The organism is Pseudomonas sp. P4_B4 (assembly GCF_056402255.1).
Window position 1 is genome coordinate 161,944 of the sequence record NZ_JBFUHS010000009.1, and the last position, 11,935, is coordinate 173,878.

Annotated in this window: 12 protein-coding genes and 2 rRNA genes; 4 read left to right on the top strand and 10 right to left on the bottom strand. The window is 57.8% G+C overall.

What is annotated here, in order from left to right; genetic code table 11:
* Positions 1 to 67 precede the first annotated feature (67 nt).
* The 5 genes from AC1DVE_RS12830 to AC1DVE_RS12850 all read right to left on the bottom strand — a co-directional run bounded on the left by AC1DVE_RS12830 (position 68) and on the right by AC1DVE_RS12850 (position 5,559).
* Complete coding sequence (locus tag AC1DVE_RS12830; protein ID WP_046043850.1) at positions 68 to 361, bottom strand: YcgL domain-containing protein; 294 nt, start codon at positions 359 to 361, stop codon at positions 68 to 70.
* The gene (gene rnd, locus AC1DVE_RS12835; protein WP_223456395.1) at positions 358 to 1,491 is read right to left on the bottom strand and encodes a ribonuclease D; all 1,134 of its coding nucleotides are present in this window, start codon (positions 1,489 to 1,491) and stop codon (positions 358 to 360) included. Before rnd ends, AC1DVE_RS12830 begins: the two co-directional genes overlap by 4 nt.
* A gap of 123 nt (positions 1,492 to 1,614) precedes the next feature.
* Complete coding sequence (locus AC1DVE_RS12840) at positions 1,615 to 2,265, bottom strand: class I SAM-dependent methyltransferase (protein WP_223456396.1); 651 nt, start codon at positions 2,263 to 2,265, stop codon at positions 1,615 to 1,617.
* A 72-nt stretch (positions 2,266 to 2,337) separates the two neighbouring features.
* The gene (locus tag AC1DVE_RS12845) at positions 2,338 to 3,987 is read right to left on the bottom strand and encodes a phosphoethanolamine transferase (RefSeq protein WP_223456397.1); all 1,650 of its coding nucleotides are present in this window, start codon (positions 3,985 to 3,987) and stop codon (positions 2,338 to 2,340) included.
* Between the two features lie 189 nt (positions 3,988 to 4,176).
* Positions 4,177 to 5,559 carry a glutamine synthetase family protein gene (locus AC1DVE_RS12850; protein ID WP_223456398.1) on the bottom strand — a complete coding sequence of 461 codons (1,383 nt, stop codon included), beginning with the start codon at positions 5,557 to 5,559 and terminating at the stop codon, positions 4,177 to 4,179.
* A gap of 472 nt (positions 5,560 to 6,031) precedes the next feature.
* Between AC1DVE_RS12850 and AC1DVE_RS12855 the strand changes: the two genes are divergently transcribed.
* From AC1DVE_RS12855 to AC1DVE_RS12865, 3 genes are all read left to right on the top strand, one after another.
* Positions 6,032 to 7,216: a cyanate transporter gene (locus AC1DVE_RS12855; protein ID WP_223456399.1), complete on the top strand. Its 1,185-nt coding sequence runs from the start codon at positions 6,032 to 6,034 to the stop codon at positions 7,214 to 7,216.
* A gap of 13 nt (positions 7,217 to 7,229) precedes the next feature.
* Positions 7,230 to 8,147 (top strand): DMT family transporter, encoded by a 918-nt coding sequence (locus AC1DVE_RS12860; RefSeq protein ID WP_223456400.1) that lies wholly within the window; start codon positions 7,230 to 7,232, stop codon positions 8,145 to 8,147.
* Between the two features lie 114 nt (positions 8,148 to 8,261).
* Positions 8,262 to 9,200 (top strand): LysR family transcriptional regulator, encoded by a 939-nt coding sequence (locus tag AC1DVE_RS12865; RefSeq protein ID WP_223536057.1) that lies wholly within the window; start codon positions 8,262 to 8,264, stop codon positions 9,198 to 9,200.
* A 3-nt stretch (positions 9,201 to 9,203) separates the two neighbouring features.
* On the opposite strand, the gene AC1DVE_RS12870 is transcribed toward AC1DVE_RS12865, so the two are convergent.
* Complete coding sequence (locus AC1DVE_RS12870) at positions 9,204 to 9,569, bottom strand: 5-carboxymethyl-2-hydroxymuconate Delta-isomerase (RefSeq protein WP_223536060.1); 366 nt, start codon at positions 9,567 to 9,569, stop codon at positions 9,204 to 9,206.
* 57 nt (positions 9,570 to 9,626) lie between these two features.
* The gene (locus AC1DVE_RS12875) at positions 9,627 to 10,553 is read right to left on the bottom strand and encodes a LysR substrate-binding domain-containing protein (protein ID WP_223456403.1); all 927 of its coding nucleotides are present in this window, start codon (positions 10,551 to 10,553) and stop codon (positions 9,627 to 9,629) included.
* Positions 10,554 to 10,804: 251 nt separating this feature from the next.
* Here AC1DVE_RS12875 and AC1DVE_RS12880 point away from each other — a divergent pair, with 251 nt between their 5' ends.
* Positions 10,805 to 11,011: a hypothetical protein gene (locus AC1DVE_RS12880; protein ID WP_223448965.1), complete on the top strand. Its 207-nt coding sequence runs from the start codon at positions 10,805 to 10,807 to the stop codon at positions 11,009 to 11,011.
* A 50-nt stretch (positions 11,012 to 11,061) separates the two neighbouring features.
* On the opposite strand, the gene AC1DVE_RS12885 is transcribed toward AC1DVE_RS12880, so the two are convergent.
* The 3 genes from AC1DVE_RS12885 to AC1DVE_RS12895 all read right to left on the bottom strand — a co-directional run.
* The gene (locus AC1DVE_RS12885) at positions 11,062 to 11,253 is read right to left on the bottom strand and encodes a YegP family protein (RefSeq protein WP_223456404.1); all 192 of its coding nucleotides are present in this window, start codon (positions 11,251 to 11,253) and stop codon (positions 11,062 to 11,064) included.
* Between the two features lie 195 nt (positions 11,254 to 11,448).
* Positions 11,449 to 11,564, bottom strand: a 5S ribosomal RNA gene (gene rrf, locus AC1DVE_RS12890).
* Positions 11,565 to 11,732: 168 nt separating this feature from the next.
* Positions 11,733 to 11,935 (bottom strand): 23S ribosomal RNA (locus AC1DVE_RS12895); the annotation flags it as partial.

The following is an 11,935-nucleotide window of genomic DNA, read 5'->3' on the forward strand; positions in this document are numbered from 1 at the left end:
GTCGATGCTGCCATCGCTAAAATCAATCAGTGTTTCATAACCACTCTGAACAGAGCCTGTCTGCCGCTCACATCGGATCGTTGCGACGCAACAGTTCTTCCGGCAAGTGCTCGATGTACTCGTCTTCGGCAGGTGGCATTTGCAGGTGATAACCCTGTTTTTCGAGGTTTTCCAGCACGACTGTGATGTCCTCGCGCGACAGTTTGCGCTCGGGGCTCAGCACCAGGTCGAACGCGTGGATGGCCTTGCCGAAGGCTGCCATCAGGGGATCCGGCACGCGTTCCAGAGCATCGCTCTTGAGCACATACAGGTACATTTCGTTTCTCTTCGAGCTGCGGTAGATGGAACAAATACGTTTCAAGGCTGTTCTCCGGCGGTGGCCAGGCTGTCGAGCAGCGCCTGGCCCATCAATTCGCGGCGCCAGCCACGCAGCGAATCAGGCAATTGGTAGGGACCATTGGGGAAGCCGCTCTTGAGCAGCGCTTCCAGGGTTTTCTTGCGCAGCATCAGTTCCGGCGCGATGTTCAGGCGCTCGGCTTCGGCCTGGCCGATGGCTTTCATCTGCTTGAGTAGAACGGCAGCGTCCACCGGCAACGGCTCCGGCACGGCTAGCGGCCATTGATCTGGCGACACACTGCCAGAGCGCTTGATCAGATCAAGCAGAAACTGGCCGTCCTGACGCACGGTACGCGGGTGCATGTCTTCGATTTTCGCCAGGGCGCCGAGGTTATCCGGTTGCGTACGCGCCAGCGGCCACAACGAATGCTCGCGGATAATCCGGTTGCGCGGCAGGTCGCGGACCCGGGCTTCCTTTTCACGCCAGGCGCAGAGCTCACGCAAAACGGCGAGTTGAGCGCGGGACAGCTTCCAGGCCAGCTTGGCATCGCGATAGACCTCGTACGGGTCGATCTCGCGGCGCAGGTTGGCCACCAGTTCGGCGCCGTCTTCCAGGACCCAGACGTATTTGTCGTCAGACAGCTTTGGACGCAGCTTTACGAAGACCTCAGCCAAATGCACGGCATCTTCGGCGGCATAGCTGATCTGGGTTTCGGAAAGCGGACGTTGCAGCCAGTCGGAACGGGTTTCACCCTTGGGCAGGTCGATGCCGAGCACTTCCTGCACCAGCCGCGAATAACCCATGGAAAAACCGAGGTTCAGGTAAGCGGCAGCCAATTGCGTATCGAACAGTGGCGCCGGCAGGCTGCCGGTCAGGCGTAGCAGGACTTCGAGGTCTTCGCTGCACGCGTGGACAACTTTGAGCACCGCCGGGTTTTCCAGCAACGCGGCCAATGGCTGCCAGTTGTCGATGGTCAGCGGGTCGATCAGATAGGCGCGAACGCCATCACCGATCTGCAGCAGGCCGGCGATTGGGTAGAAGGTGTCGACCCGCATGAATTCGGTGTCGAGGGCAACGAATGGCAACTGTTGCCACTCGGCGCACAACCGTCCGAGGCTATCGTTGTCGCGAATCCAGTGAATATCGATGGCCACACGGCTCTCCCTTGAAGAATGGCGCGCAGTATATATCGCCCCCGGCGATTTCCGCGCATCCACTGAACAAGAGCGTTAGCGAAAATTACTGCGTGACATACAGAATAGTCCTACAAAGTCGGGCTAGCTGGTCTTACCCAGCACATAGACCCGCATCCGCGCACAACCGGGGAAAAAGTCCTGATGGCTGAGCAAACGGAAACCCGCCTGCCTGAATTCGCTTTCCACCTCGGTCTTGCTCGGTAACGGCCCTTCCACACCCGAGCGCGCGGCCTTGAAAAGACCGTCGAGGCGCACCGCGACAATCACCGTATCGCGACTGACCCGGTAAAACTCGCCAAGCATCGCCAGACGATGTTCCGGGTTGGTGAGGTGCTGAAACAGTTGCATGCAAAAAATGCAGTCAACCGCGTTCTCCGACAAGCCAATCGAGAACGCAGAGCTTTGAAAGGTTTTGACCCGCTTCAACAAACTCTGCGGGTGATGTGTACGGGAATGATCGAGGATGTCTTGGGACGGATCCGTCGCGAGAATCACCCGATTGGCATGTTCGGCCAGCACCGACCAGAAACGCCCCACACCGCAGGCCACGTCGAGGATCAGCCCCGGCTCGCCGGCGACCTTGAGTGCCTTGCGCACCAGCCGCTCCTCACGCCAGAGCGCCAGACGCCCGACCAGACCCGGCGCTTGCGGCTGAAGGCAGACGCGCGCGTGCTCCCGGTCGTAGCGCCGGGCGATCTCAAGCTCGATGGCGGATGGGGGCTGAGCGGACATGTGCAATGGCTCTTGATAAAAGTTCTACAGGCCGCAGGTCGGCGGCCGCCGCGTGAAACAAAATCGAAGCACTCAATCTTTGGCCAACACGCCGTTGGCCACTGGACCACGACATCCGGCAAACATGTCCAGGTCCTGGTTGTAGACCTTGCTGTTGACCTCCAGCAGCCCAAGCATCGAATGGAACAGGTTGTCCTGGCTCAGGGGTTTTTCACGACTCTGTTGCAGGCAGTGGGTATCTACCGCAAACGACTTTTTATAGCTGTTGGAGAACCAGGCAAACATGGCTACATGCTTTTGCTGCTCCGGTGCCAGCATGTATGGCGTGCCGTGGAGGAACAAGTTGTATTCACCCAGGGACTCGCCGTGGTCCGACAGATACAGCATCGCGGTATCCACTTTTTCCTGATTACTGCGCAACAGATCGATCAATGTCGACAGCACATGGTCGGTATATACCAAGGTGTTGTCGTAGCCGTTGACGATACTTTCGCGACTGCAATTGTTCAGGGCATTACTCTCGCAAACCGGGGTGAAGCGTTCGAACTCTTTCGGATAACGCTTGAAGTACTCCGGACCGTGGCTGCCCATCTGGTGCAATACCAATACCGTGTCCTTGTCCAGGGTATCGATGAAATGTTGCAGTCCTTGCAGCAGGATTTCGTCGCGGCATTCGCTATTGGCGCACAGCGCCGGGTCCTTCAGATTGCTGACGTCCTGAATGGTGACGCGATCGCATGTACCTTTACAGCCTGACTGGTTGTCACGCCAGATCACGTCGATACCCGCATGCTTGAGCACATCCAGCAGGCCTTCTTCGTTCTTTGCCTTGCTGGCGTTGTAGTCCTTGCGCCCCATATTGGAGAACATGCAAGGCACCGACACGGCGGTTTCAGTACCGCAGGAATGCACATCGGTGAAGGCGATCAGGCCGTCTTCCTTACTCAGTTTCGGCGTGGTGTCACGGCTATAGCCAAGGATGCCGAAGTTCTCCGCCCGGGCACTTTCACCCACGACAAGAACCGTCAGGGATTTACGCCCGTGTGTTTGCCAGACCGGATTGCGCTGGGCATCTTCACCGATTTTGACAAAGGGTTGCCGTGCAGTTGCTACTTTCTCGCGCAAGAAACCAGCCGAGGCACCAATGTAGTTGCTTGGTACCACCATCAGGCGCAACTCGTGGTGATTGCGAAACAGCGAAGACAGGCCTTGATAGTTAACCAGTGCAACACCACCAATGACCGCTGCCGAGGCAAAAGTCACCAGAACTTTACTGAGTAGCTCACGGTGCCAGCGACGATAATAAACCGGTGTCTTCCACAACAGCCAAGACGGTAAAACGCCGAGCAGCACAATAAATACAAACAACTTAGGCGACAGTAAGTCGCGCACTTCCGTAGCATTGGTCTCAGCGAAATTACGCAACATGCCGGTGTCGATCAGAACACCATACTGGCTCATGAAATACGCCACGCCCGCACTGATCATGAACAGCAGGGTCAGGACCGGCTTGAGCACCGGCCGGAACGCCAGCAGGGTCAGCACAATGTTGAACGCCGCGAAGATCATCGCCCCGAAGGCCACGCGCATGACGATGCCTTTGCCATCGGACGCGGTGATTTCGAACAGGTGCTGCCAGAGTACAAAATTGAAGCCAACTAACAAAAATGCGCTGGCAATCAGTGTCACCCATTCGGGGCGCACGGCTTTAATCTTAAGCATGAGATTCGGCGGGTCCTGAAAAAAGTGTCTTCGGCAAATGTGAAAATTTCATTTACCGAGACAGCTCTAATTTTAGATAGCCAACCATCAATTTTTTGTGAAAAAGAAGCCAACGATTAGTTAGCTTATAAAACCAACCTGATACTTCCAGACTATTTGAGAATGGTTCAGCTCCGGTGCAGCTTCGACTCAAGCCTGATGCAAATACCAGCGCCAGTCCTGCTCACCGACCTCCCCCATGAATTGACGATATTCGGCGCGTTTCACCGCCAGGTAGACGCCGAGGAATTCCCCGCCGAACGCTTCTTTGGCCCAACTCGAACCTTCCAGCGATCGCAATGTGGTCAGCCAGTCTGTCGGCAACAGTCTCGCAGCTTGGGCGTAGCCATTGCCTTCCACCGGCGTACCAGGGTCGAGTTGTTCGCGGATACCGCGATGAATACCGGCCAGAATCGCCGCAGCCGCCAGATAAGGATTGGCATCTGCGCCACAGATTCGATGCTCGATGTGCCGGGAATATGCCGGCCCGCCCGGTACGCGCAAACTCACGGTGCGATTGTCCACGCCCCAGGTGGCCGCCAGTGGCGCATAGCTGTTGGCCTGGAATCGACGGTAGGAGTTGGCGTTGGGGCAAAACAGCAACAGCGAATCGAGCAAGGTACTGAGCATGCCTGCGACCGCCTGCTTGAGCAGTGGCGTCCCATCCGGGGCTTCGCTGGCGAAAAGGTTGTTGCCATCCTTGTCCGCCAGGCTCACGTGCATGTGCATCCCGGTGCCGGCCAGGTCATCGAATGGCTTGGCCATGAAACAGGCTGTCATGCCGTGCTTGTGCGCCACCCCCTTGACCAGACGCTTGTAGCGCACCGCTTCATCCATCGCCTGTAGCGCGTCGGAGCGGTGTTCGAGGGTGATTTCCACTTGCCCCGGCGCGTATTCGGAAATGGCCGTGCGCGCCGGAATCCCCTGGAGCTTGCAGGCGCTATAGAGATCGGCCAGGAACGGCTCGATCTGTTCAAGCTCGCGCAAACCATAGACCTGGGTGCCGTGCGGCCGCCCGCCATCGACATCCCGTGCCGGTTGCGGTCGGCCATTGCTGTCGCGTTGCTGATCCAGCAAATAGAACTCCAATTCCGCCGCCATGACCGGGTAATAACCGTCAGCCTGTAAGCCTTCGATGACTTTCGCCAGCAAATGACGAGGATCGGCAATGGTGGCGGGCATTCCCTCCGTCGGATGCATGCTGACCTGCACGGCTGCGGTCGGTATCAGACGCCATGGCATACGCGTGAGGCTGCCGCTGATCGGGTAGGCCCGACAGTCGATATCACCGACATCCCAGACCAGCCCGGAGTTCTCCACGTCATCACCGTTGATGGTCAGGCCGAGGATGGTGCTCGGCAATGGTCGCCCGCTTTCATACACCGCCAGCAACTCGTCACGATGCAGCAGCTTGCCCCGCGGCACACCGTTGTTGTCGAGGATGAACAGCTCGAACATTTCAATATCCGGGTTCTGCTCCAGAAAGGTCAGGGCTTCTTGCTTGGAGGCAAACGAGGTCGTGGCACTACTCATGGGAACTCTCTTTTTCCGTGTCAGGCGGGTACGCAAAAGCACCCGCACTTTAATCCCGCCATCAAGCGGAATATGTAGGAACAATCAGCGGAAAAAGCAGGAATCCGGCGGGCGCGCATGGCGGCAATGCCACAGCGCCCAGAAGGCCAGTTCAGAAGGAAGTGCAGAGAGGTTTGGCGCGGTGGCGGGCGTGAATCGACGAAGAAGGCTCGACGCTCGAGCGTCGATGGATGCCTTGAAGTGGATTGCGACTGGCCAACCGTCCATAGAGAGAACCGCAGAAAACAGATGGCCTGCAGCGTCACACGATGGGTTAAGTCGTTAAATCAGGATTTGAAGAACCTTGGATATCGTCTGGCTAAACATTTGGCTGCGACTTGTATTTAATTTCTAAATACTTCGCCGGAATTTCTGATTTGCCGCCTCCAGGCCTCGTGCGCCTAATCGGAACCCTATTGTTCAAGGTCCGATCATGGAAAACACCCGAGCCACTTCCCGCCCTGCCCTCTGGTTCATGTTCAGCATTGTCCTGGTTGCCCTGAACCTGCGACCTTCCATGGCCGCTGTCGGGCCTCTGCTCTCGGCGATTCGCGACGACATTGCGCTGAGCTTCAGCCAGGCTTCACTGCTGACAATGTTGCCGGTGACGGCCATGGGACTGGCGATGTTTGTCGGCCTGCGCGTCAGCCAGCGATTCGGCGAGCAGCGCACGGTGGTGTTCTCATTGCTGATCATCGGCGTGGCCACGATTTCGCGGTTGCTCCTTGATTCAGCCGCGGAGTTGCTTCTCAGCGCGGTGCTGGCAGGCATCGGGATCGCCCTGATCCAGGCCCTGATGCCAGCGCTGATCAAATCGCGCTTCAGCGACCACGTTGCCCTGTGCATGGGGCTCTACGTCACGTCGATCATGGGCGGTGCCGCCATGGGTGCTTCCTTTGCGCCGCTGGTGATGGAGCGTACCGGCAGCTGGCGTATGGGCCTGGCAATCTGGGCCGTTCTCGCCGTGCTGGCATTGCTTTTCTGGCGCAGCCAAAGCGCGGGGATGCCAACACTGGATTCGAGGACATTCAGTAGAGGTTCGTACTTCGCCAATTCCCGCGCGTGGTTGCTCGCGATTTTCTTTGGCCTGGGCACTGCGTCCTACACCTGTGTCCTGGCCTGGCTGGCGCCGTACTACGTGGAAAAGGGCTGGAGCGAACAACACGCCGGATTGCTGCTCGGATTTCTGACCGCCATGGAAGTGCTGTCGGGCCTGCTGACGCCCGTCATCGCCAATCGCAGCCGCGACCGCCGCGTCGTGCTGATGGTATTGCTGACACTGATCATCGCCGGTTTCTGCGGACTGATTCTGAGCCCACAGCATTTGAGCCTGATGTGGCCCTGCCTGCTGGGGCTGGGCATTGGCGGCCTGTTCCCGATGAGCCTGATCGTATCGCTGGATCACCTGGACAATCCATTGCGCGCCGGTGGCCTGACCGCATTCGTTCAAGGCATCGGCTACTTGATCGCCGGCCTTTCACCGCTGCTGGCGGGGATCATCCGCGACCAGCTCGGCAGCTTTGAATGGGCCTGGTGGTCACTGACAGCGGTCATGGCGCTGATGATGTTGATGGTCCTGCGCTTCAACCCAAGGCACTACACCCGCCACATCCATTGACCCGGAGCCTGCCATGAAAACCACCGGTTTCGCCGTCGCTCACGCCAGCATGCTGCTTTGGGCCTTATTGATCGCTGCGTCGTTTTCCGCGGCGGCGCAAGTCAGCCAGGCCATCGACCCGATCCTGCTGACCGGTTTGCGCCTGTTGTTTTGTGCCGTGGTGTTTCTGCCGCTATTGCTGCTTAAAGGCGATGCCGTCATGACCTCCCGTGGGCTGCTCGGCCACGCTGTGCTCGGCATGCTGCTGGCGCTGTACTTCGGCTCGCTGTTCGAAGCATTGCGCTACACCTCGGCCGTCAACACCGGGACGATGTTCACGCTGGTGCCGCTGCTGACCCTGGGTTTCGAAGCCGTGTTGACACCTGACGGCCGCCTGAAACAACGGATTATGCCGATGCTGCTCGCCGCTGCCGGGGCAGTCTTGCTGATCATGAAAGGCACCGATCCCGGCGAGTTGCCATCGTCGTATGCATTGGCGGTGTACGGCATCGGTTGCCTGGCGATGGCACTCTACGCCCCTCTCAGCCAACGCCTGAAAGCCGATAGCCTGAAGGGGCGCGGGCCGGTGCCTATGACGTTCTGGAACATGCTGTTTGGTGCGCTGTTTCTGCTGGTGTTCTGTGGATTCAGTGGCGGTTGGCGCTCAGCATCATTACTGACGCTCAACGATTTCTATTGGCTGATGTACCTGGCCGTGTTCGCAACGTTGGCGACGTTCTGGCTGTTGCATCGGGCCATCGGCGTGATCGCGCCGTCCTCGGTGATTTCCTACATCTACCTGAGCACACTGTTTATCACCTTGTTTCACTGGCTTTGGGGGCGCCAGATGCCGCTGCCGCAGGAAATGGCCGGCGCAGTGCTGGTGGGCCTCGGCATGTTCGCGCTATTGATGTCCAGCCGCCGCGCCGTGTCGGCGATGGTCCAGGGCTGACACGGTCTTGGGCGAAACGTCCTGCAAGGCATTCTCCCTGCTCGCCCATTCCGCTAGGATCATTCCCCCACCCTTGCGCACGGTCAGCGCAAGGGACGCAGCGAGACGCAATGGATGCTGAACAGTAATTCGCTTAGAAAACTCGACATGCAGGACCTCATGGTGTTCGTCGCCGTGTATGAGCAGAACAGCGTCACCGACGTATCCGAGACGCTTTGCGTCAGCCAGTCCACAGTGAGTTACTGCCTGAAAAAACTGCGCACCAGTTTCGAGGACGAACTGTTCATCAACACCCGTACCGGCGGCATGCAGCCCACCGGCAAGGCCAGCGCGATGTACCCTCACGTGCTGAAAATCCTCGAAAGCATCAACCTGTGTCACGCCGGCTTACCCACGTTCGACCCTGGCCTGCAACCCGTGACCTTCAACATCTGCGCCCCGGAATATTTCGAGCAACTGATCCTGCCGCGCCTGTTGAAAACCTTTGACCTCGCCGATCTTCCGGTGATGGTCAATGTGTTCAAACTCGAGGCCGATATCCCAGCCGAAGCGTTGCGCGAAGGCAGCCTCGACCTGGTGATGTGCTTCGGTCCGAACTTCCATCGCAGTCACGTCGATTTCAAATCGCAGACGCTACTCGAAGACGATCTGGTATGTGTTTTCGACAAGCGCGCCACACCAGCGGAACCACGCTTGAGCCTGCAAACCTATGTCGAACGTCGACACGTGTTCCCGACACCCTGGACGTCCGCCACCAACATGGTCGACGGCTGGCTTGCGCAGCAGGCACAACAGCGCCAGATCGTCGCACGCGCCAACAGCTACAGTGCAGCACTGAAGCTGATTACCGGTACCGACTATGCCCTGACCTTGCCCCGGCGCATCCAGCGACTGCTGGCCAGTGCAGACACCTTCAAACACTGTGAAGTGCCCGAAGGCTTGCCGGGTTTCACCCTCGACATGCAGTGGAACCAGGGTGTCGACCAGGACAGCGCCAACACCTGGCTGCGAGCGCAAGTGATCCAGGCCTGCGTCGAGCAGGAGTCAGCCTGATGTTCAGTTGTTGATGGCGGTCTTGCTGTAGGAGTCGCGATCGATGTCGAGAATTTCCACGCACAACTGGACCTCGAGGCTGCTCGGCCACTCACACAGGTCCCGCACCACTGCCAGCAGGCTTTCAGACAGCTGTTTCTTGATCTCTGCGGAACGACCACTCAACAGCGCCAGTTTCACATGCACGAACGCCCGCTCGGCCAGTGCCGTACCGACCTTGAACGTGTCGACCTTGACCGCGCGGCTCTTGATGTCGAATTCGGCAGCAAACTGACCGGAACCCACCAATGTATTGTTCAACCGCATCAATGCCACATCGGCATTCAGATCGGTCAGGTTGGCGGTGTATTCCATGTGCAGGTGAGGCATGAGCGGGTTCCTGTAGGTGGGTGGACGGGTCGTACATATAACACAGCGCCGCCCTGTTCATTCAGGCAGCGGCAAAACGGCACGCTCACTCATGAACGCTTCCAGCCGCGAGCGTAACCAGCGCTCGGCGGGGTCGGTATCGACATGACTGAGCCAGACCATGGACAGGTCCAGAGTAGGTGTCTGGATCGGAAAGGGTTCCTTGAACAGCATTCCCGATGCAGCCATCGCCTCGGCGGTGTAGTCCGGCAGGCTGGCAATCAGGTCCGTCCCGGCGAGCAGTGCCGGCAAAGAACTGTATTGCGGTACCGAGAGCACCACCTGGCGCGTGCGGCCGATGTCTGCCAGCCACTCGTCGGCGTAGCCACTGACGTTGGCGGTATGGGACACCAGCACGTGCGGTCGCGCGCAATATTCATCGAGGGTCAGCGGTGTGTCGGAGGCATCGGCGCGCAAAATGCTGGGCTGGATGTGCCGCAGCAACTTGCGCTTGGCATTGGCCGGCAAGCCACGGGTCTGGCTGATACCCACCGTGATATCGCCGGACGCCAGCAAGTCGGGAATCCGCCAGTAATCGACATGCTGCACCACAAACACCACGTTAGGCGCTTCCTGGCGCAGAGCTCGCAGCAATGGCGGCAACAGGCCGAACTCGACATCGTCGGACAACCCGATGCGGAACGACATCGTGCTGCTGGCCGGGTCAAAATCATGGGTCAGGCTCAAAGCCACGGACAAGGAGTCCAGTGCCGGTGACAGGTGCTTGATGATCTCCTCTGCCCGCGCCGTCGGTTCCATGCGATGGCCAACGCGTATGAACAACGGATCATTGAACATCGCACGCAAGCGGTTGAGCGCAGAGCTGATGGTCGGCTGACCGAGAAACAGCTTCTCCGCCACCCGAGTGACATTGCGCTCGAGCATCAGTGTTTCGAATACCACCATCAGGTTGATATCCGCCTTGCGAAGTTCGTTGCGATTCATCCACTGCCCCCGATCTCCAAATCTGCTGACAGTTTAGGTAGCTGGTGCGACTGCCGTCTATCCAACTCAGGTTCAACAGGCTGACGCCGTTCACGTTTAAGCAAAATGCTGGACCACGCTTCGTCCTACAGTCGCTTCCTTTTTACCTGGAATCCCTGGCAGGCAGCCCTTGAGTCCCTAAGCTCAGCGACGCACGAGGTGAAAAACCACCCTCGTCATCCAAAACATGCGCAATCACAAGGAGCGGCACCATGGCCAGAGACAAAGCCAAAGACGACAAACATTTCAACTGCACCCAGGCACACGAAGCCGACTACGTCGCCAACCTGTACCCGCATGCCAGGGAAGAGGTCAAGACATTCCTCGCCTCGGCCTGCAAGGACAAATCCCTGCACAACTCCACCCACAAGGACGTCTACGAACTGATCAAGAGAAAACTGGGCCATACCCAGCCGTAAGGCGGATTGAAACGAAGCTGCTCTGTACGAGCAGCTTCACCGCTCTCTACCTAGACTTCCTTGATCGGGGTCTGCTCGCAGGTCCCTTTGATCAGACTGATTGCATGCACGCAATCGGCCTTGTTGACGTAAGCCTCCCCGCTGGCAATCGTTTCATGATTCCCCGCCCTCAGCCGCCACCGCCATTGGCCCTTGCCAGTCAGGACGGTGCCGCGGATTTGCCTGTAAATCTCAAAATACATTGCTCGCTCCTTGTGATTGCCGGTGACTGCAGATCAGTGGTCTGCGAAACCAGATTAAAGGAGGAATTTCCAGGGCGATTACTTTCAATGTCAGGGGATATTTCGCACTGGAGACCCTGAATAACTGTGTAGGAACTTTCCTGCGGACAAAAACAAAACCCCAACTGCTTTCGCAATTGGGGTTTCGGAATTTAATCTTGACGATGACCTACTCTCACATGGGGAAACCCCACACTACCATCGGCGATGCATCGTTTCACTGCTGAGTTCGGGATGGGATCAGGTGGTTCCAAYGCTCTATGGTCGTCAAGAAATTCGGGTACTGAGTCGTGACCGGTTGGCCTCGCTTCAGCAAATTGGGTATGCGATAGTTTGGTGTTTTGTGAGTATCTCGAACTTTCGGTTCTTTCGTCTTCACACACCGCAATCTGGTCTCTTTCGTTTCTTCAACTAGGAGCATCAAATTGCTTGGGTGTTATATGGTCAAGCCTCACGGGCAATTAGTATTGGTTAGCTCAACGCCTCACAGCGCTTACACACCCAACCTATCAACGTCGTAGTCTTCGACGGCCCTTCAGGGGACTCAAGGTCCCAGTGAGATCTCATCTTGAGGCAAGTTTCCCGCTTAGATGCTTTCAGCGGTTATCTTTTCCGAACATAGCTACCCGGCAATGCCACTGGC